Source organism: Shimia isoporae (assembly GCF_004346865.1).
Taxonomy (GTDB): Bacteria; Pseudomonadota; Alphaproteobacteria; order Rhodobacterales; family Rhodobacteraceae; genus Shimia; species Shimia isoporae.
Map to the genome: position 1 here is coordinate 2,042,840 of NZ_SMGR01000001.1, position 22,046 is coordinate 2,064,885.

A 22,046-nucleotide genomic window follows, 5' to 3' on the forward strand; every position below is an offset into this window, starting at 1 on the left:
TCACCGCAACTTCAACGTCGCCAGACCAATCATCGCCAGAATAACCGCCACGATCCAGAATCGGATCACGATCTGCGGCTCCGACCAGCCTTTTTTCTCGTAGTGGTGATGGATCGGCGCCATCAGGAACACACGCTTGCCGGTGCGTTTGAAGTAGAGCACCTGAATGATCACGCTGAGCGCTTCCACCACAAACAGGCCGCCAATGATGCCCAGCACCAACTCGTGCTTGGTCGCCACAGCAATCGCCCCCAAGGCACCACCCAGCGCGAGCGAGCCTGTATCACCCATAAACACCGCAGCTGGCGGAGCGTTGTACCACAAGAAGCCCAATCCGCCACCGATGAGCCCGGCCACAAAGATAAGGATTTCGCCAGTACCCGGGACATAGTGCACATCCAGATATTCCGTAAAGTCGACGCGACCGACGGCGTAGGCGATAACACCTAGCGCGCCTGCCGCGATCATAACCGGCATGATTGCCAAACCGTCCAGACCGTCGGTCAGGTTCACAGCGTTCGCAGCCCCTACAATCACGAACATGGCAAAGGGCACATAAAAAATGCCCATGTGAAACAGCACTTCCTTAAAGACCGGCACTGCCAGCTTGTTCTGCAATAGTTCGGGCTGGAGGAACGTGGCCCAAAGACCCGCCACCATGGCGATCACAAAACCGAGTAGCAAACGCACTTTGCTGGACACACCTTTGGTGTTCTGCTTGCTCACTTTGGCATAATCATCGGCAAAGCCGATCAGACCATAGGACAGTGTCACAAAGAGGATCATCCAGACAAAACCGTTGTCCCAGCGTGCCCACAAGAGTGTCGAGGTCACCAACGCGCCCACAATCAACAAGCCGCCCATGGTCGGAGTGCCCGCCTTCACAAAATGTCCTTCTGGACCATCATCACGGATCGGCTGGCCTTTGCCCTGCTTGCGGCGCAACACATCAATCAGGGGCCGCCCAAACAGGAAACCAAAGATCAAGGCCGTCATAAACGCCCCGCCCGCACGGAAAGTGATGTAGCGGAACAGGTTGAAAAAATCCCCGCCCTCCGACAGTTGCGTCAGCCAATAGAGCATTCAGGTGTCCTCGTTCTTTTTGTTTGCGGCGGGATGACCGAGTTTACGAATTGCGTCAACCACCTTGGCCAGCGCCATGGACAAAGAGCCCTTGGCAAGCACGGCATCTCCTGCATCCACAAGACGCCTGACATCAGCTGCCATTTCGTCGCTTGTTTCCGTCCAAAGACCCCTCTTGGCCTCTGGCAAAGCTTCATAAAGGTGTTTCATCAAGGGGCCAACGCAATGAACCGTATCGATCTTGTCCAGCGCCGGGTGCAGCGCGATGTTTGCGTGCATAGCGACTTCCTGCGGACCGAGTTCTTTCATGTCACCGACAAACGCAATGCGGCGTCCTTTCCCGATCCGGCCCACATCGTTCTGGACATGCGCGGCCGCGAGAACATCCAGCGCGGCACCAAGCGATGTCGGGTTGGCATTGTAAGCATCGTCTATCAAGTCAATTGCGCGATCGGTCTCAACCGGATCAAGCACGACAGTTTCGCGGGCTCCGCGACCGGTATATGGTGTCCAGTTTCCAAGCGCCGCCGCCGCAAGCGCCAAATCGGCCCCCAACGCTTCAACGGCAGCCAATGCACCCAAAGCGTTCATCGCAAAGTGCTGCCCCGCGCTTTGCACTTTGAAAACCAAAGGCTCGCCGTTGGCCACTGCCCGCGCGACTGTGACGTTTCCAGACAAGGTGACGTCTTTTAGGGTCCATTCGCCCGAAGTTTTGCCGAACTCGACCTTTGCGGCCCCCAAATCTCCTGCATGCGCCCGCAGGACATCTACCGTTTCAATATCCGCGTTGAATACGGCCACCCCTGTCGGCTCCAGACCGTCAAATATTGCCGCTTTCTCGCTCGCAATGCCCGCGACATCATCGAATGCTTCCAGGTGCACCGCAGCAACGGTTGTGACCAAACCGACATGGGGCCGTGCCATCTTCGCCAACGGGGCGATTTCACCGGGATGGTTCATGCCAATCTCGATCACGGCGAATTCCGTGTCCGCAGGCATGCGGGCCAAGGTCAGCGGCACACCCCAGTGGTTGTTGTAGCTTGCAACAGAAGCGTGTGTTCGGCCCTGCGCAGACAGCATCGCGCGCAGCATTTCCTTTGTGGAGGTTTTGCCGACTGATCCCGTAACCGCCAAAACCCGCGCGGCGGTACGCGCGCGCCCTGCCCGCCCCAAAGCTTCCAGCCCCGCAAGAACGTCGTCAACGATCAAAAGCGGCGCATCTTCTGACAGACCTTCAGGAATACGGCTGACCAGAGCAGCTCCGGCCCCTTGGCCAATAGCCTGCGCAACAAAATCGTGACCGTCCCGCGCGGCGGTCAAAGCCACAAACAAATCACCCGTTTCAATGGTACGTGTGTCAATGGAAACCCCGCTGACGGACCAGTTTCCAATTGCTCTACCACCCGTGGCTTTCGCGGCTTCCTCTGCAGTCCACAAGCTCATGCGATCCCTCCATCCAGAGCGGCAACCGCCACACTGGCTTGCTCCGCATCATCAAATGGCAACACATCTGAACCGATGATCTGCCCGCTCTCATGCCCTTTGCCGGCGATAAGAAGCGTGTCCCCCGCCTGCAAAGCATCCACGGCGCGCAAAATTGCCTCGGCACGGTCCCCGACTTCCGTCGCCTCCGGTGCCCCTTCCATCACGGCGGCACGAATGGATGCCGGATCTTCGGTGCGTGGATTGTCGTCGGTCACGAAAACAATGTCTGCGTTTTCCGCCGCCGCCTGCCCCATCAAAATACGTTTTCCGGCGTCTCGGTCTCCGCCTGCGCCAACAATGGCAATCAAGCGCCCCATGACATGAGGGCGCATCGCCTGCAGCGCCGTTTTCACCGCATCCGGTGTATGGGCATAGTCGACAAAAATGGCCGCACCGTTTTCTCGTGTCGCAGCAAGTTGCATGCGACCCCGAACCGTTTTGAGCGACCCGAGAACCTCAAAGACCCTTTCAGGCTCGGCACCGCAGGCAATCGCCAAACCGGCCGCCAGCAACACGTTCTCCGCCTGAAAACCGCCAAGCAGGTTCAACCGCGCCATATAGGTCTTGCCTCTAAAGGCAAACCGGATGTCCTGACCAGTCGCATCAAATCGTTGGCCCAGTAATTCCAGATCAGCACCCTCGCGCCCGACCGTTATGATGTCCTGACCACGGTCCTTCGCAATCAAAACCATGTCCGGCCCTCGCGGGTCGTCTATGTTGATCACTGCCGTGCCGTCATCTGCCAGAACACGATCAAACAGTCCTGCCTTGGCGTCGAAATACTCTTCAAATGTGGCGTGATAGTCGAGATGGTCCTGTGTGAAATTCGTAAAACCCGCGGCTTTCAGGTGTACACCGTCCAGCCGCCGCTGAGCCAACCCGTGAGAGGACGCCTCCATCGCGCCAAAAGCAATGTCTGCCTCGGCCGCAGCCGAAAGAGTACGATGCAAAGTGATCGGCTCCGGAGTTGTGTGATTGAGCGGCGCGGTGAAATCGCCTTCAACACCGGTGGTACCAAGATTGATGGCCTCCAGTCCCAGTTCCTGCCAGATCATGCGCAGGAACGTCGCGACCGATGTCTTGCCGTTTGTGCCCGTCACTGCCGCCATAACTCCGGGCTGGGCACCGAACCAGAGCGCAGCACCATAGGCCAATGCCATCCGCGGGTCTTCCGTGACAACCAAAGCGGCGCCGCTTTCCGCAAGCTCATCGGCAGCGATCCGAGCTCCTTCAGCATCGGTCAGAACCGCGGCCGCCCCCTGACGCAAGGCATATTGAATGAACTCCCCACCGTGAACCCGCGTGCCGGGCAAAGCCGCAAAAAGGAAGCCTTCTCGCACTTCGCGACTGTCCACAGCCAAACCCAATATGTCGGGATTCGCGCCGCCAGCCGCCGCAAGTCCTAGTTCCGAAAGCTGTTTTTTGCCCGCTGTCATCCGCCCCGCCTTTTCGGCTTAATTCGATGTCAGGGTTATATCAGCAAGCTCTGCGGGTTCAACTTGCGGACGGAGACCCAACAAGGGCGCCACACGCGCAATCATTTCGGCCGCAACCGGCACGGCGGTCCAGCCGGCGGTGCGTCGCGGCTCTGTTCCAGACGTTTCCACCGGTTCGTCCAAAGACACAATCAACACGTATTTGGGGTCGTGCGCGGGGAACATAGACGCAAATGTTGCGATGACCTTATCGTCATAGTATCCGCCACCTCGCTCCTTGGGTTTGTCCGCGGTTCCAGTCTTTCCTCCAACCGCATAGCCTGGCACCTCACCAAACGACGCTGTTCCTTCGCTAACCACTTTCCTCAGCATCTTGCGAGCCGCAGCCGCACTGGTTTCGCTGAGCACCCGCGGTCCCTCCTGCACGCGATCTCGTTTCAAAATGGTCGGCAAAACCTGGGTGCCGCCATTGGCAATCGCCGCATAGCCAGCCGCCAGATGCAGAGGGCTTGCAGACAAACCGTGTCCATAGGAAATGGTCATAGTCGACAGTTCCGACCAGTTTTTGGGCAGCAAGGGCTCAGCACCCTTGGCCTCCACCAGCTCAACCGGCGTAGGTTCAAAGAACCCAAGTTTGCCAAGGAAATCCTGTTGACGGGCCGCACCGATCACCTGCGCCATACGGGCCGTTCCGATGTTGGAAGACTTCACGATGATCTTCGTCACTGTAAGCTCGGCGCCATAGTTGCGGAAATCGCGAATTTTGAATTTTCCCCACCGCAGCGGTCCCGCCGTATTGATCAGGGTCGACGGGTTCGCCAAGCCAAGGTCCATCGACTGCGCCGCAGTGAAAATCTTGAAAGTCGAGCCAAGCTCGTAAAGCCCCTGAACGGCGCGATTGAACAACGGGCTGTCCCCTGCGTTGCCCTGCGTCGGCGGACGTGGTCGATCGTTCGGATCAAAATCTGGCAGCGACACCATGGCAATCACTTCGCCTGTGTGCACATCCATCAGCACAGACGATGCGCCCTTGGCGTTCATCAACTTCATACCACCGTAAAGAACGCGTTCAGACGCATCCTGCACCGTCAAATCAATAGACAAAGTTAGCGCACGGCCACCGTTTGCAGGGTCGCGAAGGACTTCATCGAAGTATTTCTCAACGCCAGCCACACCAATCAGCTCGGCTGCATGAACGTCCTCTTCGCCAAAAGTTGCCCCGCCAAGAACGTGCGCTGCCAGTTGGCCATTGGGGTACAAACGCATCTCGCGACGACCGAATTGCAAGCCAGGATCGCCTATGTCATGGACCGCCTGCTTCTGCTCCGGGCTTAATTTCTTCTTGATCCACAGGAACTTACGCTTGCCAGTAAAGTCTTTCACCAGCCGTTCTTCTTTCAGATCAGGAAAAATCGCCGCAAGCTCGCGCGCCACGCGCTCCTTGTCGATCATGTGCGGTGGCTGCGCATAAAGCGCGTGCGTTTCCAGATTTGTCGCCAGAATACGCCCCTTGCGGTCCACAATATCGGCGCGTTCGGCCTGAATATGGCTCGCACTAAAACTTCTGCGAGGCTCCGTGGCATCGGTCATGCTCACAGTCCCCATGCGTACCCCCACGGTTCCGAAGGCCGCTAGAAACAGGAACGACATAACAAGAAGGCGCCCTTCTGCCCGCGCCCGCCCTTTGTTTTGCATTTCCTCGTGGCGCTCACGCAGATTGGCCCGCTCGATCGCTTCAGCACTCTCGCCGTCACGCCGGGCTTTCAGAATTGACGCAAGTGGACGAAGCGGCTTTCTGGTCATGGGCGCTCTCCATCCAAATCGGCAGAGACTTCCGTCGCATTTTCGATGCCAAGCAGACTCTCATCTATCGGATAGGCCACCTGCTCAACAATTCCGAACTGGTCTGGCCGCAACGGCAAAAGCTGCAAGTCATTATAGTTGATGTCTGCAAGATCCCTAAGTCGGTCCGGGCGATTGAGATATGCCCATTCCGCACGCAGAACAGCCAGTCGCGCCTGAGCCACACCGATCTGACGCTCAAGCCGTTCAGTGTCCTTAATCATGCGCTGAGTGCTGTAGTTCTCTTGATAAGCCCACACCGACACGCAGATCACGCCAACTACGGTCACAATGAACATTATGGTACGCATTACCGTTTACCCCCGACTGTTGGCATGCCGATGGCCTTGCCCGTCACATCCCCCGCCGGAGCATCCGTGCGTCGCGCCACTCGCAATTTCGCAGATCGCGCGCGCGGGTTGTCGTCCAACTCTTCCGGATCGGGCCCGACTGCCTTGCGCGTCACAAGCTCAAATGCCGGTTTTTCTTTCTCTGTTTCAGGCGCATAGCGGTTAACATTGCCCTGTTTTCCTGCTCGCGCCTGCAGAAACCGTTTCACCATCCGGTCCTCGACCGAATGAAACGTCACCACCGCTAGCAACCCTCCCGGCTTCAGCGCTCGCTCAGCCGCCATAAGTCCCCGGAACAACTCGCCATACTCGTCATTCACGGCAATCCGCAGTCCTTGAAAAGACCGCGTCGCCGGATGGCTCTGCCCAGGTTTTGGACGCGGCAAACACCCTTCGACAATTTCCGCGAGCCTCAGCGTGTTGGTAATTGGCTCGAGTGTTCGCTCCCTGACGATCGCTTTCGCAATGCGCCGGCTCGCGCGCTCTTCCCCGAATTGGTAAAGAATGTCCGCGATCTCGACTTCTGTAGCCTCATTCACGATATCTGCCGCAGACATACCGTCTTGGCTCATCCGCATGTCCAACGGACCGTCTTTCATGAACGAGAAACCCCGCTCAGCCAAATCAAGCTGCATCGAACTCACGCCGAGATCGAGCACAACCCCGTCAAGGTTCTGTGCGTACTCGTCCATCTTTGAAAAAACGCCAGCCACCATTTCGATCCGCCCGTCATAAGCGTCAATCCACGGGGCAGCCAAATCAAAGGCCAACGGATCGCGATCTACGCCAATGACTTTGTCGGCCCCGGCGTCAATCAAACCGCGACTGTAACCGCCAGCCCCAAAGGTTCCGTCCAGCCAGACTCCACCAACAGGGGAAACTTCACGAAGCAGTGGGGCCAGCAGTACCGGAATGTGAGGACGCGATGAACTCTCTTGCGCGCTCATCGTTAGAAATCCTCGTCCCCGTCTAGATAGACAGACGGATCAAGATCGGGATCGAAGTCATCATCCGCCTCAAGCGCCTCGGCTTCGGCGGCATCATATGCATCAGGGTTCCAGATTTCGAAGGTGTCCCCTTTACCTGCGAAGAACGCCATATCCTCAAGGCCGATCTTGTCACGCTGCTCTTTTGGCAGGACCAAACGTCCGGTGTCATCAACGGACGCCTCGATCGACTGTGTGAGATACAACTTGCTCAGCGCCAACCGTTTCTTGGATCCGCGCGGCATTTTCATGATGCGACCAACAACGTCGTTCATCGCGTCAACGGTGAAGCATTCCAAGTATTCGCGCGTGCGACCACCATAGACGATTACAATGTTTGGATTGTCACCGCTCTTCCAGTCAGGGTCCCCGGCTTCGAGCACACGGCGAAACTTGGCCGGAATCGACATCCGACCTTTCGTATCTACCTTGTTGCGGCTCTCGCCTCTGAACATCAGCGCCACGGAACTGGCCTTTCTGCGCCTCACTGCCTAACTCGGTGCGGGAAACGAAACGGCGGATTGATCTGCTGCCACTGATCAATCCGCCGCCCTCGTCCCGCTTTTTGCGGGTGTCCAGCTGCGCGCGCCACCTGGGGGGATGTTCTGCTCGCCCGCGCGCCGGATCTCTAATTTCGATGAAGGCGGGGCCTGTATGAAACCTGACTTGGAATTTTTGTTCGGGGTCTTTTTGCGCCCCTTAATTCCCGTCCTCATCGTGTGATATAGGGATGCCATGGGAAATCATGGAAATCAACAGGATTTTTCACCACTCAGCACAAAATGTTGGTTTTCACCCCCCTGAAAAACAAGATGATGTGTCATAATCACCACCGAGAAACACTACATATGGTTAATACTCTCCCCGCAGACCCCACATATCCACAAAATTGGTCGCACCCAGTATGAGGCCAGAAAATCCCAAAAAATTTTCATTACCCCCTCGAATCCATCCCTCTACAGCGATTCTGGAACCCGAAACCAGCCAAATTACGAGGCTTCCCGACAAAACCACCCACTCCGTCCCACGAATTCCCACGCATCCCATATCTTCCCACATCCCCCCATGACGCTTTCACCTCGGACACCTGCAAACCGAAGAGACCTTCCTCTCAAATCCGGAGTGGGCTAGGTTCGGCCAAAGAGCAGAACAAGAACGAGATGTTGTGATGGGGCGCCAGGATCCCAAGACCGTGGCCAGCATGCTGCGCAAAGCCGGAAAGTCAGGAAGTCGCATCCAGTTTGCCGCACTTCCCTACCGACTGCGCAAAGGCAAACCCGAAATCCTGCTGATCACTTCGCGCGGCACGCGTCAGTGGTTGCTGCCCAAAGGCTGGCCGATGGAAGACATCAAGCCTCACAAGGCGGCAGCCCAAGAAGCCTGGGAAGAGGCCGGTGTCAGAGGCAAACCGTCCAAGCACTGCGTTGGCATTTACACGTATCGCAAATCTCGAGGCGCTCACCGCGGCAAGAAATTCACAGTGCTGGTCTTCCCACTCAAGGTCGCGGAAAAAACAAAATCTTTCCCGGAGCGTGGTCAGCGCGACCGAAAATGGCTAAGTCCCCGAAAAGCGGCAAAACGTATCTTGATGCCCGATCTCGCCAAGATCGTGCGTGGTTTTGACCCGAAACTGAAGTCCTGAACCGCTTGATCCCCGCGCTCGGCATCCATATGTTCGCACAACATCAAGACGACAGCCACAACGCATCACAGGCATGATCAGTTACACTCTCAAATGCGCGAACGACCACCGGTTTGACAGCTGGTTTCAATCTGCAGACGCTTTTGACAAGCTCAAAGCTGCAGGAATGGTCACCTGCGCCGTGTGTGGTGACAAACACATCCAAAAAGCGATGATGGCTCCGCGTGTGCGCCCTGCGCGGGACGCTGCTGCCCAGCCATCCAGCCAAGAACCGGTTGCCCCTCCCCCGACCCAATTATCAGAACCCGCGAACGAGGCCGAAGCCGCGCTGGCGAAACTGCGCAAACAGGTTGAGGAAAACTCGGACTACGTCGGGAAGGATTTTGCCTCGCAAGCCCGCGCGATGCACGAAGGCTCGGCGCCTGAACGTGCGATTTACGGCGAAGCCAAACTGGACGAGGCCAAAGCGCTCATCGAAGACGGCGTACCGGTCGCGCCCCTCCCATTTAATATCGGTCGCAAAACCAACTGATTTGCCCTAAACGGTTTTCGCGAGGCATTTCAGGAGGAATACATGCACGTCGTTATCACTGGCGCAAACCGAGGTATCGGTCAGGCTCTTGACCACCGGTTTCGCGAACTCGGCCACGAAGTCACTGGCACAGCTCGCAGTAACGACGAGTTTCTCAATCTGGATGTAACCTCGCCGGAAAGCCAGGCTGCAATGGTCAAAACCCTTGATGCCAAACCCGTTGACCTCTTGATTTGCAATGCGGGCGTTTTTCTGGACCGAGGCCAGAACCTCGCTGATGGTTACGCGCCAGAACTCTGGGAACAAAGCTTCGCAGCCAACGTAACCGGTGTATTTCTGACAATCCAATCCCTGCTGCCAAACCTACAACTTTCGGACGCTCCCAAGATCGCGATCATTTCCTCGCAGATGGGCAGCGACACGCGAGCCCCCGGCGGTTCGTACATCTATCGCGCATCCAAGGCCGCCGCACTTAACCTTGGTCGCAACCTCGCCTCGGATCTCAAGCATCTCGGCGTTGCGGTAGGAATCTACCACCCCGGATGGGTCAAAACTGACATGGGCGGTGATGCCGCCGACATCACGGTCCAAGAAAGCGCGCAAGGGCTCGCCGACAGGTTTGATGCGCTCAACCTTGACACAACAGGTTGTTTCGAAACTTGGGACGGACGCCCTCACGCCTTCTGAGCCCCCTGCGACGCTTCCCTGCTTGCGTCGCCCCAGCCAACGGCGTAAACCGCCTCGGGACAAAAGACCAAGGGACTGATCATGCCCGTTCTCGTGATGAAATTCGGCGGCACAAGCGTCGCCAATCTCGACCGCATCCGCCGCGCTGCCAAGCGTGTTGGCGTTGAAGTGGCCAAGGGCTATGACGTTATCGTCATCGTCTCCGCCATGTCGGGGGAAACCAACAAGCTCGTCGGGCTGGTAGACGAAACCTCGCCACTTTACGACGCCCGCGAATATGACGCGGTTGTCAGCTCCGGCGAAAACGTCACCGCCGGCCTTATGGCCCTGACATTGCAGGAAATGGATGTTCCGGCACGCAGCTGGCAGGGTTGGCAAGTGCCGCTCCTGACCACATCCGCGCACAGCCAAGCGCGGATCGAGGACATCCCAACCGACCACCTGAACGCCAAGTTTGGCGAAGGTATGCGTGTTGCCGTCGTCGCAGGATTTCAGGGCCTCAGCCCGGAAGGTCGCATTACAACGCTCGGTCGCGGGGGCTCAGACACAACAGCCGTAGCCTTTGCCGCAGCTTTCGATGCGGAACGCTGTGACATCTACACGGATGTCGATGGCGTCTACACCACCGACCCGCGCATCTCCCCCAAGGCGCGTAAACTGGACAAGATCGCCTTTGAAGAGATGCTGGAACTGGCGTCTCTGGGCGCCAAGGTCCTGCAAACCCGCTCTGTCGAGCTCGCCATGCGCTACAAGGTGAAACTGCGCGTGCTCAGCTCTTTTGAAGAACAATCCGACGAGGCAGGCACGCTGGTCTGCGATGAGGAGGAAATCATGGAATCCAATGTTGTGGCCGGTGTGGCCTACTCCCGCGACGAAGCCAAAATGACCCTTCTGTCGGTGGCTGACCGCCCGGGCATCGCCTCAATCATCTTCGGCTGTCTATCTGATGCCGGGGTCAACGTTGACATGATCGTGCAAAATATCTCGGAAGATGGTCGCACCGACATGACCTATTCGCTTCCCACCGATCAGGTGAAGCGGGCCGAGCAAGCACTTGATCAGCTCAAGAACGATGGTGGCTTGAACTTCCAGGAGTTGGTGATCGACGAAGACGTTGCCAAGGTCTCCGTGGTCGGCATCGGCATGCGGTCCCAATCCGGTGTTGCCGCCAAAATGTTCAAGGTTCTGTCGGATGAAGGTATCAACATCAAGGTTATCACCACCTCCGAGATCAAAATCTCCGTCCTGATCGATCGCAAGTACATGGAGCTTGCAGTCCAAGCGCTGCACGATGCGTTCGAACTCGAAAAAGCCTAGTGCTTCACACATAAATCGCAAAAGGCTTCCGACAGTTGTCGGGAGCCTTTTTCTTTTTTGGCAGCTGATAGAAATATAAGCACTGCTTCGTCGCCTCGGGGAGAAAAGGACACCCTGTCGCGGCGGCATACGGCATTTTCCGTTTTTCTTTTCCGCCGCTTGTGTTCTATTCGACCGGCAGCAAGGACCCGGAAGACTTCATGGCGCAAGACACGCAAACCGAAAGCCGCAAACTGCTTCAGCGGTTGCGCGACGCGCTGGCTGAAGACAGCGCCGGTCAGGAGCGTCTCGACAAGATCACGCATCTGATCGCGACCTCCATGGGCACCGAGGTCTGCTCTATTTATCTATTTCGCGACGAAGAAACGCTCGAACTCTGCGCTACCGAAGGTCTAAACGCGGAAGCGGTGCACCAGACCCGCATGCGCGTTGGCGAAGGCCTTGTTGGTCGCGTGGCCAAATCTTCCAAAGTCGTCAACACCGACGACGCCCCATCGGCCAAAGGGTTCCGGTACATGCCGGAAACGGGCGAAGAAATTTATTCTTCCTTTTGCGGCGTGCCAGTCCAGCGACTGGGCGACAATCTCGGCGTACTGGTGGTTCAGTCCAAGGACAAGCGCACCTATTCTCCTGACGAAGTCTATGCACTTGAAGTTGTCGCGATGGTGCTCGCCGAGATGACTGAACTGGGTGCCTTCGTGGGCGAAGGCGCTGCCATGTCTGCCCTGCATCAGCAATCAGTGATGTTCCGCGGCGGATGTGCCCAGGAAGGTGCCGCAGAGGGCCATATCTGGCTGCACGAACCTCGCGTTGTGGTCACCAATCCCGTCGCCGACGACCCCGAAGCGGAATTGCAACGCCTGAAAGAGTCGGTTGAAACCCTGCGCGTTGGTGTGGATCGCATGCTCGAGGGCGCCAACAACGGTGACAAGGAACAGTTGCAGGTTCTTGAAGCCTACAGAATGTTTGCAAATTCGAAAGGCTGGATGCGGCGGATGGAGCAGGACATTGCTCGCGGCCTGTCGGCAGAAGCCGCCGTGGAGAAGGAGCAGTCTTCCGCCCGAAAACGCATGGAAGAAGTCACCGACGCGTATCTGCGTGAACGCCTCCACGATCTCGACGACCTCTCCAACCGCCTTCTGCGTATTCTGACCGGTCAGGGCAACGAAACCGGAGCAGACATGCCGGCAGACCCTGTGCTTGTCGCGCGCAACATTGGCCCGGGAGAACTACTGGAGTACGGACGCAGCCTGCGCGGCATCATCCTCGAAGAAGGTTCCGTTGGCAGCCACGCAGCAATCGTTGCCCGCGCGCTCGCGATTCCACTTGTAATCCACGCAGAGCGCATCACCACCGAGGCGCTCAACGGCGACCACGTTATGATTGACGGCGATCAGGGCATCGTGCACTTGCGTCCCGACGACAACGTTGTCACCGCGTTCCGCGACAAAATCGCGATGGAAGCAAAGGCACAGGAACGCTACGCCTCGATCCGCGAGAAATCCGCCACATCGATGGACGGCCAAACCGTACACCTGCACATGAACGCTGGCCTTATGGCAGATTTGCCAAGCCTCGCGAGCTCCGGCGCAGAAGGCGTTGGTCTTTTCCGAACCGAGCTTCAGTTCCTCATCCGCAACCAAATGCCAAAACGGACCGAACTGGCACAACTCTATTCCCGTGTGATGGATGCGGCGGACGGCAAACGCGTTGTTTTTCGAACACTCGACATCGGTTCGGACAAGGTTCTGCCCTATATGGCGCCGCAGGATGAGCCCAATCCGGCTCTGGGCTGGCGCGCGGTACGGGTCGCACTGGACAAACCAGGCGTCATGCGGATGCAGCTTCAGGCTTTGTTGAGGGCCGCAAACGGTCGCCCGCTGACCGTAATGTTTCCTTTCATCGCTCAGTTTGACGAGTACCGCGCAGCACGGGCGGAGGTCGACAAGGCTCTGGAACGTGAACGCATCCTCGGGCATCCCCTCCCCGCAGCTCTGGAAGTCGGCGCGATGTTGGAAACACCTTCGCTGGGATTTGCCCCTAAACGCTTCTTTGAGGAAGTCGATTTTCTGTCCATTGGCGGCAATGACCTCAAACAGTTTTTCTTCGCCGCAGACCGAGAAAACGAACGCGTTCGTCGTCGCTATGACACTCTGAACGTCAGCTTTCTGACCTTCCTCGAAGGCATCGTGAACCGCTGCATCGATACCAATACTCCGCTGAGTTTCTGCGGCGAGGATGCCGGACGGCCGATCGAAGCCGTCTGTCTGGCGGCAATCGGAATGCGCCATCTATCCATGCGGCCCGCATCTATTGGTCCGGTCAAAAGCCTATTGCGACGGGTGAATCTTGCGGAAATCAAAGATGTGATCGATCAGGCCCGCGTCAACGGGGACCAATCCGTGCGCCCCGCCGTCATGGCCTATCTGCGCAATCAGAGCTGACGTCAGACCTAGTCTTTCTCCAACCGCTTCAGCATGCCCTCAACCAGCTGTTCCGGAGGGATATCCGCGTCAACGGCCAGTTTGCGAAGACGGAAATGCACGTGGGCGATGTCCTGATAATAACTTGTGAATGCATAGTTGGTCGCAGCACCCATCGCCGCGCCTATCACTGGAACCGCTTGCGCAGCCAATTTCTGACCAAGAACAGGTGCCAATCTGGGTACGATGACCGCCCCGATCCATTTCGCCCCGCCTACAGCAAGCCCTGCACGTTGCTCCAGCATTGACAGATCCGCACCTTCGTCCTCGGTAAACGGACCGTTGGCCGCCAGAACCTGAAGACAGTCGAACTTCACGCTGTCGTGGCTCGGGTCGAACCCGTGCTGCACTGCAACGGCCTGAATGGCTCGGAGCAATACAGTCACCGTCACCGGCAACTCCGCCAAAGCAGAGGTCACGCCGCCCAGCCCACCAGCTGCGCCCAGCGCGGCCGTCAAAGACGCGTTAATCCAATCGGGTTGATCCTTCAAAACCCCACGTGAATTTTCGGCAAGCTTCACCGCCTGTTTCAGAGCCGCTTCGGTCCCGGTTGCCAAACCGCCTTGCACTTCTTTTGGCAGAGAGGACAGCAATCCCGAAACAGGCAAACCGAGCAACCCCAGCACCTTGATCCCCAATCCCGAAGCACCTTGGTACCGCTTTGCTAGCGCGTCCAGTTCAGCTTCCAGATCAATCACTTCGGCCGGTTCAGAGGGCAATATTTGGTAATCATCCATGAGATGAATCTAGGAGCAAATTGCCTCAGATCAACCGCTGGCTACCGAGTGCACGTCACCCGTCACACCCTGCCAAGCCCCCGCAAAAAGCTCGCGCCCCAGTATGCGATCAGGGTTAGTCGGAGGCGGCATGACCACATTGTCGAGCTTCTCAAAGCCGAAACGCCTGTAATACGGCGCATCCCCTACCAACATCACACGCGACCAATTTTCCTGCACAGCCCGCGCAAGGCTATCCTCGATCAATAAACCGCCAAGCCCCTCGCCCTGATGGGTCGGGTGGACCGCGACCGGCCCGAGCAACAAGGCCTTCTCAGCCCCAATGAGCACAGGCCAAAACCGGATAGCACCGGCCAGAATGTCCTGTTCATCGCGCGCGACCAGCGACAAAGCTTCAACCGCAGGCACGCCGTCTCGCAGGCGGTATGAACTCAAAGCCTCGCGCCCCGGCGCAAAGCAGAGATCATAAAGCGCTTCGACCTCCCACCAGTCGTCCGCCGTTTCCTGTGCAAGCCTGAACACGTCCCCTGCGCTCCCCTGCGCCTCTTCACGTCTTTTTGCTGTTTCCTCGCCCCTAACATGACGCTAGGTCTGGGCGCAAACCAATAGGAAGCTTGCGATGTTCTATGAACCCAAAGACGGCCACGGCCTTCCCCATAACCCATTCAACGCCCTGATCACTCCGCGGCCAATCGCATGGGTTTCGACCCGCGATGCAAACGGCGTACGCAATCTCGCGCCCTATTCGTTCTTCAATGGCACATCCTACACCCCGCCTCAGGTTATGTTCGCCTCCACGGGCACCAAATCGGACCAGCCCGAAGGCAAGGACAGTCTCGCCAATATCCGTGAAACGGGTGTGTTCTGTATCAACATCGTCGAAGAAACCATGCGCGACGCAATGAACGTCTCCACAACTGGATTTGACAAGGACGTCGATGAATTCGAACGCGCTGGTCTGGAAGCCGCGCAGTGCGACACCATCGACTGCCCCCGCCTCGTGGGAGCCCCCGCCAGCATGGAATGCCGCATGACTCAGATCGTCGAGCAGCTTGGTGAAAACAATTTCATCATTATGGGCGAAGTCACCGGCATCCACATGCGTGACGACTGCATCGTGGACGGCATCTTCGATGTCACAACGTTCCGTCCGCTCGCCCGGCTGGGCTATCGCGACTACTCTGTGGTCGACAACACGTTCACGCTCGCGCGTCCCGACGACTGATGTGATTGCGCGGGTCAAAGGAGTCAGACATGCCCCTGCCCGATCCGAAATCCGCATTTCCCGTGGTGCTGCCTGATGGCAGCACACACATGGGCACCGCGCTATTGTCCGCTGTGATCGATCAGGACAACATCGAAGTTGGCGATTTCACCTATGCGTCCGATTTCGACCCACCGCAAGACTGGGCACAACGTCTCGCGCCATACCATTTCCCAATGTCCAAAGGCATTTTGCGTATTGGTAAGTTTTGCCAAATTGCACATGGCGTACGTTTCATAACAAGTTCCGCCAACCACGCTCTGGACGGCCTGTCGTGCTACCCGTTCCCGATCTTTGGCGAAACAATGCCGGATGACTATCAACCCGATCAGCGCGACACAATTGTGGGCCATGATGTCTGGTTGGGTTACGGCGCCATTGTTGGCCCTGGAGCAGACATTGGCCACGGCGCGATCATCGGAGCAGGCGCCGTCGTACGAGGCCTCATACCACCCTATAGCGTCGTCACAGGTAACCCCGGCACCGTTGTAAAAAGAAGGTTTGACGACGACACAATTTCCCGACTGCTGGACATTGCGTGGTGGAATTGGCCAAAAGATGCAATTGACCTTGCCATCCCTGCCATCATGGCTGGAGACATCGAGGCTCTATCAAAAATTTGACCTTGAATGCGCGCCTGATGCGCGCCCTGTTACTTGCTAGAAAACCAAGGTCGCCACTGTGATCCAAACCGGCAGCGTTACCGCGCCAAGCAAGGTCGTCTGGGCAACCAATGTTGCTGAAAGCTCGCGATCTGCGCCAAAGCCCGTCGCCAGAACGTGCGCCGCACTGGCTGTCGGTAAGGCAGCCCAGATCACCAACACCACAGCCAAGGCCGGTCCGACCCCCAACGCCAAAGAGACCCCCAGCGCCGTGGCCGGCATCACGACCAACTTCGTGGCGCATATGTGCGCGCTGAACCGGTCAAGTCGTGCCAGCGCGCCCCAATTCATGGTCGCCCCGACCGAGATCAACGCAATCGGAATGGCCGCCGCCGCCAGCATCTCCAGCGGTGCCAGCACCGGCGCAGGAATGGTCAAACCGCTGACCCCCACGACTACGCCGCCCAGCGAAGCCAGAAGAAAGGGATTGAGTGCAATTTTTTTGAATGTACCCCAAAGCCCTAGACTGCCTCCCCGTGATAGTCCGGCCACGGCAAACACGTTCGCCATTGGAACCGCCATCCCTATACAGACCGCCATCACTCCGGCGTCAGCCTTGTCCGTGGTCGCAATTGCAATGAACGCAAGCGCTGTATTGAAGCGCCACGCCGTCTGCCAGGCGCCAGCAAAATCCAGAAATCGCTCAGGTCCGTTTTTGCGTGCGAGATACCCAACCGCCAACCCCACGGCCAGAAGCCCCCAAACGATTGGCGCAATTGTGGCTATTGCGTTTACTTCGATTTTCCGTTGGGACGCCGCCACAAACAAAAGTGCCGGAAACAAGATTTCAAAGTTCAGTTTATCCAAACCCTGCCACGCATTCACACTCAGTCGGTTACGTAGCAACCCGCCTAAAGCGACAAGCAAAAACGAAGGCAAAAGCCCGATCAGAATGGCAAGAAAGGTCATGAAGTGCGGCCCTGAACAATCAACGAATTGATGCGCCCATTTCATCCGCAATACAAGGCGTTGCAGGCGACACAAAAAAGGGCCAGCCTTTCAGCCAGCCCTCTCCTATTCCATCTTATCGAAGCGTCACTCAGTGACCGCCTCCGAACACGCCCGTGCGTACGGAGTAATCGACAGCCACCTCGTATTCGGGATCGTCATCGCTATCGACCATGAGGTTACCGGCACGGCTTAACAGTTCGTGACAATCACGGCTCAAGTGGCGCAGCACCAATTGCTTGCCCGCCGCTTCATATTTCGCTGCCACGGTTTCAATAGCCTGCAGCGCGGATTGGTCTACTACGCGCGACCGCGCAAAATCGACGATCACATGCGCCGGATCGCTGTCGATCTCAAAAAGCTCGGTGAAGCCGTCAGAAGACCCGAAGAACAGCGGACCTTCGATCTCGTACACTTTCGCGCCGGGATCACTCTCACTGTCACGTGTGACTGCGTGAATGCGACGCGCATTCTGCCAAGCGTAAGCCAATGCGCTCACGATTACGCCGACCACAACCGCCACCGCGAGATCTTCAAGGACCGTCACCACGGTGACCAGCACGATCACAAAAGCATCCATTGCCGGAACCTTGCGCATGATCTTAAAGCTGTTCCAAGCGAAGGTGCCGATAACCACCATGAACATAACACCCACAAGTGCCGCCAGTGGGATCTGCTCAATCAAGGGACTCGCCACGACGATAAACAACAGCAGGAACAGAGCCGCACAGATACCAGCAATCCGCGTCCGTCCCCCCGATTTCACGTTGATCATCGACTGACCAATCATCGCGCAGCCACCCATGCCCCCGAAGAAACCAGTCGTGACATTGGCGACGCCTTGCGCGATGCATTCCTGCGATGCGCCACCGCGCTTGCCGGTCATCTCGCCTACAAGGTTCAGAGTGAGCAGACTTTCGATCAGCCCGATTGCCGCGAGGATCACTGCGTACGGCAGGATGATATAAAGTGTTTCAAGGTTGAAAGGCGCCAAAAGTGCCGGCGGGTAGAGCCCCTCTCCAGAGCCAAACGGCACATGGAAAGTCGGCAAGCCGCCTTTGATCGAAGCCATATCACCCACCGTCGGTACGTTGATGCCGAAACCAATTACCACCAACGCGGTGATACCAATCCCAGCAAGGGGTGCAGGCACAACCTTGGTTACTTTGGGTAATCCCCAAATGATCGCCATGGTCAATGCAACCAAGCCCAGCATCATCGCCAACTGCGGTCCTGCCAACCATTGTTCGGTGTTGGCGGGGTCTTTGAATTGCGTGAGCTGGGCCAAAAAGATCACAATCGCCAGACCGTTCACAAAGCCAAGCATCACAGGATGCGGCACCAGACGGATAAATTTGCCCCAGTGCATGACCCCCGCAAAGACCTGCAAGATTCCCATAAGAATGACTGTGGCAAAGAGGTACTCTACGCCGTGCTCAGCCACCAAAGCGACCATGACAACTGCTAGCGCGCCTGTCGCGCCTGAAATCATACCCGGGCGACCACCGATCACAGCCGTGATCAGTCCCACCATGAAGGCCGCATAAAGACCAACCAACGGGTGGACACCTGCCACGAATGCAAAGGCAACGGCTTCGGGCACCAGAGCCAGGGCCACGGTCAGGCCGGACAGAACCTCGGTTTTGATCCGGCCAGCGGTCAAACCTTCGTCTTGCATGATCGACAAATTGGGAGGGGAAATATTCTTGGCCAGCATGGCCAACGCCGCGCGTCTCATGGGGGCTTACCTGTGTTTGGAGTGTTCGCTTGGCCGCTCCCTAGCGGTTTTGCGCCGTTCACACAAGCAAACCTCCGCCGATCCGTCATCTTGGCACGTGCTATGCAGCCGAGTGCGACTTTCCAGCCAGAATTTTATGCAGTGACCAATACCGACGCTTTGCCGACGTAATGCAGATGTTTTGCAGACCTCTGGAGTTTGCGCACAAAAAAAGGGGGCCAAGCCCCCTTCTGTGCGAAAATGATCCGCAGTTTACTTATATCCGAAGGCCGAATTGGGGATCAGCTGGCGCTTACCGCCAGGCGCTTTCCATTCAGACTCAAGGCACGCCGTACCCTCTTTTTGGAAATAAACGGCTCGGAAATCGTACCATCCCGCACTTGGCACCTTGATCTTCGGACGGCCCGCGCTGGCGCATGGGGTGATGCCGTTTAGTTTTGCCACCGTCTGACCGCCGATCCAGAACTCCGCACCATCATTCGTAAAGAATTCAAGGTCATAAGTGCCCGCTGCCGGAAACTTGATGTAGCCCGTGATGTCCGCGACCACCAGCTCGGCAAGACCAGATGTCAGCACCTCTGCACCACGGCCCTTGTCCGGAAAATTCAATCCTGGAAGCGGTTTTCCGGGTTTCGCTTTGCTCACTCGCTGTTTGGCGTTCCCGACAGTGCGGATAGACCGCTCGCCGGTATAATAGGAAACCTTGAGACCTTGCTTCAGTCCCGAAGGCTGCGGATTTGCGGGTGTAACCTCAATTTCCTGCGCGCTGACCGCGCCTGCAACCATCAACGAAATCACGGACAAGCCCTTGGCAATAAACGATTTCATATTGAACACCTCCCGACAATTTCACGTTTGTCACCAGCCTAGAGAAAAACGGGGCAAAGTGGCAAGCGACGATTGCGTGACGGCTCGAGAGATCAACAGCCTCAAAAGACATCCATAAGTATCTTGCTGAACGCGTCGTAGTTGGAAAACCGGTAGTCGTGCGGAATTTGTGAAAGGGGAGATTTTCGATACCCCTCTGTGAACAATGCAAATTTCACGTTCGCGGCTACCGCCGTTTCCGCATCTACCTCACTGTCTCCGACATAAAGCACGGACGAAGCTCCAAGAGCCTCACAAACGGCATCAAGGGGACGCCTATCCGGTTTTCGCCAAGCCAAGGTATCGCCACCTATCACGACTTCGAACACATCATCCCAACCCAGCAATCGCAACACGTGCCGCGCTGCGCCTTCCGGTTTGTTAGTACATATTCCGAGACGAAAACCTTGCAAAGAAAGGTCTTCGAGCGTTTCCGAAACACCTTCGTACGGTTTGGTTAACGACCCGTCCGCCGCGTTGTAAATATCGAGAACTTCGTCATGCAGGCTCCGGTATGCTTCGCCCTGAATGTCACGCGCTTCCATTGCCAAACGAACCAATGTTGGCAATCCATTCCCAACGAAGGAGATCAATGTCGGCAAGTCAAAAGGTTCGAACCCACGAGATGTCCATACACGGTTCACCGCATCCTGAATCTCGGGGGCGCTATCGATCAGGGTGCCGTCCAGATCGAAAATGACTGCCTTTGCCATGCAAATTCCTCTGCAAATCAGCTGTCGCCGTTTGCTGCCCGATACCATGCGACAATGGCACGACGCTCCTCAGGCTCCATCCAGCTTACGTTCGCAGGAGGCATCGCATCCGTCACGCCAGACTGCAAGAAAATCTGTTGGGCATATGCCGCAACCTCGGAGGGCGTTTCCAAAAGAACATTTTTTGGCGCACGATGGATGCCGTCATACCCCGGTTCCCGTGCATGGCACATCGAGCACCGTCCCAAAACGATGTCCGTCACGTCCTCAAAACCAGCCGCGTCCGCGAACACCTGTTCGGTTGGCGTCAAAGCACGCGCCTCTTCTTCCTCAATATCAGATTGTGTCAAAGGAGCCGTGGAGAGCCACATTATCGCGATGAACAAAAATGCGGTAACTGCCCATGTCCAATATGGTTTGCCCTTCCGCGCGTGCATCGAATTGAAGAAATGGCGGATGGTCACCCCCATCAGGAACACGAGCGCAGCAATCAACCAATTGTACTCACTGGCAAAAGCCAATGGATAGTGGTTGGACAACATCAGAAATACTACGGGCAAGGTCAGATAATTATTGTGCGTCGACCGCAGCTTGGCAATTTTGCCATATTTCGCATCGGGAGTTCGGCCTTCTTGAAGATCCTTCACCACAATCCGTTGGTTCGGCATGATAATGAAAAACACATTCGCGGTCATTATCGTCGCGGTGAAAGCGCCGAGATGAAGCATCATCGCACGCCCGGTGAAAATCTGGTTATATCCGTAGCCCATGGCCACCAGAAGCGCGAACAGCAGCAGCATGAGTACGGTAGGATGGTCGCCCAACGGCGACTTGCAGAGTGCGTCGTAGACTATCCAACCCACTGTCAGCGAAGCTGCGGAAATCAAAATACCCTGCCATAGCGCCAATTCGGCTTTGGCCTGATCAATCAAGTAAAGCTCGCCACCGGCCCAATAAACAATCATCAGCAGAGCAGCCCCAGAAAGCCATGTGGAATAGCTTTCCCATTTGAACCATGTCAGGTGATCGGGCATCTCGGCGGGTGCAACAAGGTACTTGCGAACATGATAGAATCCGCCTCCGTGGACCTGCCACTCCTCCCCGTGTGCCCCCTTTGGAAGATCCGGCGCCTTGCGCAATCCGAGGTCCAAAGCGATAAAATAGAAAGAGGATCCGATCCAGGCGATCGCAGTGATCACATGTAGCCACCGCACGGCAAATCCCAGCCAGTCCCAGATAATCGCCAAGTCAGCCATGTTTTGCTCCTTCTACCC

At 56.8% G+C, this 22,046-nt stretch carries 21 protein-coding genes; 7 read left to right on the forward strand and 14 right to left on the reverse strand.

Going from position 1 to position 22,046, the window contains the following annotated elements; translation table 11 throughout:
• Genes mraY through mraZ form a run of 7 tightly spaced genes read right to left on the reverse strand, consistent with a single transcriptional unit; the run spans position 1 to position 7,637 of the window.
• Complete coding sequence (gene mraY / locus BXY66_RS10030) at positions 1-1,083, reverse strand: phospho-N-acetylmuramoyl-pentapeptide-transferase (RefSeq protein WP_132859968.1); 1,083 nt, start codon at positions 1,081-1,083, stop codon at positions 1-3.
• Entirely contained in the window at positions 1,084-2,526 is a 1,443-nt protein-coding gene (locus tag BXY66_RS10035; RefSeq protein ID WP_132859969.1) for a UDP-N-acetylmuramoyl-tripeptide--D-alanyl-D-alanine ligase, read from the reverse strand.
• Positions 2,523-4,004, reverse strand: a complete 1,482-nt coding sequence (locus tag BXY66_RS10040) for a UDP-N-acetylmuramoyl-L-alanyl-D-glutamate--2,6-diaminopimelate ligase (RefSeq protein ID WP_132859970.1) — start codon at positions 4,002-4,004, stop codon at positions 2,523-2,525. Before BXY66_RS10040 ends, BXY66_RS10035 begins: the two co-directional genes overlap by 4 nt.
• 18 nt (positions 4,005-4,022) lie before the next feature.
• Positions 4,023-5,807, reverse strand: coding sequence for a peptidoglycan D,D-transpeptidase FtsI family protein (locus BXY66_RS10045; RefSeq protein WP_132859971.1), 1,785 nt, complete (start codon positions 5,805-5,807; stop codon positions 4,023-4,025).
• Entirely contained in the window at positions 5,804-6,157 is a 354-nt protein-coding gene (gene ftsL, locus BXY66_RS10050; RefSeq protein ID WP_132859972.1) for a cell division protein FtsL, read from the reverse strand. Before ftsL ends, BXY66_RS10045 begins: the two co-directional genes overlap by 4 nt.
• Positions 6,157-7,143, reverse strand: coding sequence for a 16S rRNA (cytosine(1402)-N(4))-methyltransferase RsmH (gene rsmH / locus BXY66_RS10055; protein ID WP_132859973.1), 987 nt, complete (start codon positions 7,141-7,143; stop codon positions 6,157-6,159). The genes ftsL and rsmH overlap by 1 nt, the downstream gene beginning before the upstream one ends.
• Before the next feature lie 2 nt (positions 7,144-7,145).
• Positions 7,146-7,637, reverse strand: coding sequence for a division/cell wall cluster transcriptional repressor MraZ (mraZ, locus tag BXY66_RS10060; RefSeq protein ID WP_132860416.1), 492 nt, complete (start codon positions 7,635-7,637; stop codon positions 7,146-7,148).
• Between the two features lie 713 nt (positions 7,638-8,350).
• Here mraZ and BXY66_RS10065 point away from each other — a divergent pair.
• From BXY66_RS10065 to ptsP, 5 genes are all read left to right on the forward strand, one after another.
• On the forward strand, positions 8,351-8,824 hold the full coding sequence (locus tag BXY66_RS10065; RefSeq protein ID WP_243694341.1) for an NUDIX hydrolase: 474 nt from the start codon (positions 8,351-8,353) through the stop codon (positions 8,822-8,824).
• Between the two features lie 73 nt (positions 8,825-8,897).
• Positions 8,898-9,356 carry a DUF1178 family protein gene (locus BXY66_RS10070; protein ID WP_132859974.1) on the forward strand — a complete coding sequence of 153 codons (459 nt, stop codon included), beginning with the start codon at positions 8,898-8,900 and terminating at the stop codon, positions 9,354-9,356.
• A 42-nt stretch (positions 9,357-9,398) separates the two neighbouring features.
• A complete protein-coding gene (locus tag BXY66_RS10075) occupies positions 9,399-10,043 on the forward strand; it encodes an SDR family NAD(P)-dependent oxidoreductase (RefSeq protein ID WP_132859975.1) in 645 nt (214 codons plus the stop codon).
• A gap of 81 nt (positions 10,044-10,124) precedes the next feature.
• A complete protein-coding gene (locus BXY66_RS10080; protein ID WP_132859976.1) occupies positions 10,125-11,360 on the forward strand; it encodes an aspartate kinase in 1,236 nt (411 codons plus the stop codon).
• Between the two features lie 200 nt (positions 11,361-11,560).
• Positions 11,561-13,804, forward strand: a complete 2,244-nt coding sequence (ptsP, locus tag BXY66_RS10085) for a phosphoenolpyruvate--protein phosphotransferase (protein ID WP_132859977.1) — start codon at positions 11,561-11,563, stop codon at positions 13,802-13,804.
• A gap of 8 nt (positions 13,805-13,812) precedes the next feature.
• On the opposite strand, the gene BXY66_RS10090 is transcribed toward ptsP, so the two are convergent.
• On the reverse strand, positions 13,813-14,580 hold the full coding sequence (locus BXY66_RS10090; RefSeq protein ID WP_132859978.1) for an EcsC family protein: 768 nt from the start codon (positions 14,578-14,580) through the stop codon (positions 13,813-13,815).
• A 30-nt stretch (positions 14,581-14,610) separates the two neighbouring features.
• Positions 14,611-15,102, reverse strand: coding sequence for a GNAT family N-acetyltransferase (locus tag BXY66_RS10095; protein WP_132859979.1), 492 nt, complete (start codon positions 15,100-15,102; stop codon positions 14,611-14,613).
• A gap of 97 nt (positions 15,103-15,199) precedes the next feature.
• On the opposite strand from BXY66_RS10095, the gene BXY66_RS10100 reads away from it, so the two are divergent.
• Positions 15,200-15,805, forward strand: coding sequence for a flavin reductase family protein (locus tag BXY66_RS10100; RefSeq protein WP_132859980.1), 606 nt, complete (start codon positions 15,200-15,202; stop codon positions 15,803-15,805).
• A gap of 29 nt (positions 15,806-15,834) precedes the next feature.
• The gene (locus BXY66_RS10105) at positions 15,835-16,467 is read left to right on the forward strand and encodes a CatB-related O-acetyltransferase (protein WP_132859981.1); all 633 of its coding nucleotides are present in this window, start codon (positions 15,835-15,837) and stop codon (positions 16,465-16,467) included.
• A 36-nt stretch (positions 16,468-16,503) separates the two neighbouring features.
• On the opposite strand, the gene BXY66_RS10110 is transcribed toward BXY66_RS10105, so the two are convergent.
• The 5 genes from BXY66_RS10110 to BXY66_RS10130 all read right to left on the reverse strand — a co-directional run bounded on the left by BXY66_RS10110 (position 16,504) and on the right by BXY66_RS10130 (position 22,028).
• Positions 16,504-17,415 carry an AEC family transporter gene (locus tag BXY66_RS10110; RefSeq protein ID WP_132859982.1) on the reverse strand — a complete coding sequence of 304 codons (912 nt, stop codon included), beginning with the start codon at positions 17,413-17,415 and terminating at the stop codon, positions 16,504-16,506.
• A gap of 130 nt (positions 17,416-17,545) precedes the next feature.
• On the reverse strand, positions 17,546-19,192 hold the full coding sequence (locus BXY66_RS10115) for a SulP family inorganic anion transporter (RefSeq protein WP_132859983.1): 1,647 nt from the start codon (positions 19,190-19,192) through the stop codon (positions 17,546-17,548).
• A 252-nt stretch (positions 19,193-19,444) separates the two neighbouring features.
• Positions 19,445-20,020, reverse strand: coding sequence for a PA14 domain-containing protein (locus BXY66_RS10120; protein WP_132859984.1), 576 nt, complete (start codon positions 20,018-20,020; stop codon positions 19,445-19,447).
• A 101-nt stretch (positions 20,021-20,121) separates the two neighbouring features.
• The gene (gene gph / locus BXY66_RS10125) at positions 20,122-20,772 is read right to left on the reverse strand and encodes a phosphoglycolate phosphatase (RefSeq protein WP_132859985.1); all 651 of its coding nucleotides are present in this window, start codon (positions 20,770-20,772) and stop codon (positions 20,122-20,124) included.
• A 17-nt stretch (positions 20,773-20,789) separates the two neighbouring features.
• Positions 20,790-22,028 carry a urate hydroxylase PuuD gene (locus BXY66_RS10130; RefSeq protein WP_132859986.1) on the reverse strand — a complete coding sequence of 413 codons (1,239 nt, stop codon included), beginning with the start codon at positions 22,026-22,028 and terminating at the stop codon, positions 20,790-20,792.
• Positions 22,029-22,046 lie beyond the last annotated feature (18 nt).

Excerpts from the sequence above, each read along its gene's own strand:
- mraY (WP_132859968.1), bottom strand. The coding sequence starts at position 1,083 with ATGCTCTATTGGCTGACGCAACTGTCGGAGGGCGGGGATTTTTTCAAC.
- BXY66_RS10035 (WP_132859969.1), bottom strand. The coding sequence starts at position 2,526 with ATGAGCTTGTGGACTGCAGAGGAAGCCGCGAAAGCCACGGGTGGTAGA.
- BXY66_RS10040 (WP_132859970.1), bottom strand. The coding sequence starts at position 4,004 with ATGACAGCGGGCAAAAAACAGCTTTCGGAACTAGGACTTGCGGCGGCT.
- BXY66_RS10045 (WP_132859971.1), bottom strand. The coding sequence starts at position 5,807 with ATGACCAGAAAGCCGCTTCGTCCACTTGCGTCAATTCTGAAAGCCCGG.
- ftsL (WP_132859972.1), bottom strand. The coding sequence starts at position 6,157 with ATGCGTACCATAATGTTCATTGTGACCGTAGTTGGCGTGATCTGCGTG.
- rsmH (WP_132859973.1), bottom strand. The coding sequence starts at position 7,143 with ATGAGCGCGCAAGAGAGTTCATCGCGTCCTCACATTCCGGTACTGCTG.
- mraZ (WP_132860416.1), bottom strand. The coding sequence starts at position 7,637 with ATGTTCAGAGGCGAGAGCCGCAACAAGGTAGATACGAAAGGTCGGATG.
- BXY66_RS10065 (WP_243694341.1), top strand. The coding sequence starts at position 8,351 with ATGGGGCGCCAGGATCCCAAGACCGTGGCCAGCATGCTGCGCAAAGCC.
- BXY66_RS10070 (WP_132859974.1), top strand. The coding sequence starts at position 8,898 with ATGATCAGTTACACTCTCAAATGCGCGAACGACCACCGGTTTGACAGC.
- BXY66_RS10075 (WP_132859975.1), top strand. The coding sequence starts at position 9,399 with ATGCACGTCGTTATCACTGGCGCAAACCGAGGTATCGGTCAGGCTCTT.
- BXY66_RS10080 (WP_132859976.1), top strand. The coding sequence starts at position 10,125 with ATGCCCGTTCTCGTGATGAAATTCGGCGGCACAAGCGTCGCCAATCTC.
- ptsP (WP_132859977.1), top strand. The coding sequence starts at position 11,561 with ATGGCGCAAGACACGCAAACCGAAAGCCGCAAACTGCTTCAGCGGTTG.
- BXY66_RS10090 (WP_132859978.1), bottom strand. The coding sequence starts at position 14,580 with ATGGATGATTACCAAATATTGCCCTCTGAACCGGCCGAAGTGATTGAT.
- BXY66_RS10100 (WP_132859980.1), top strand. The coding sequence starts at position 15,200 with ATGTTCTATGAACCCAAAGACGGCCACGGCCTTCCCCATAACCCATTC.
- BXY66_RS10105 (WP_132859981.1), top strand. The coding sequence starts at position 15,835 with ATGCCCCTGCCCGATCCGAAATCCGCATTTCCCGTGGTGCTGCCTGAT.
- BXY66_RS10110 (WP_132859982.1), bottom strand. The coding sequence starts at position 17,415 with ATGACCTTTCTTGCCATTCTGATCGGGCTTTTGCCTTCGTTTTTGCTT.
- BXY66_RS10115 (WP_132859983.1), bottom strand. The coding sequence starts at position 19,192 with ATGAGACGCGCGGCGTTGGCCATGCTGGCCAAGAATATTTCCCCTCCC.
- BXY66_RS10120 (WP_132859984.1), bottom strand. The coding sequence starts at position 20,020 with ATGAAATCGTTTATTGCCAAGGGCTTGTCCGTGATTTCGTTGATGGTT.
- gph (WP_132859985.1), bottom strand. The coding sequence starts at position 20,772 with ATGGCAAAGGCAGTCATTTTCGATCTGGACGGCACCCTGATCGATAGC.
- BXY66_RS10130 (WP_132859986.1), bottom strand. The coding sequence starts at position 22,028 with ATGGCTGACTTGGCGATTATCTGGGACTGGCTGGGATTTGCCGTGCGG.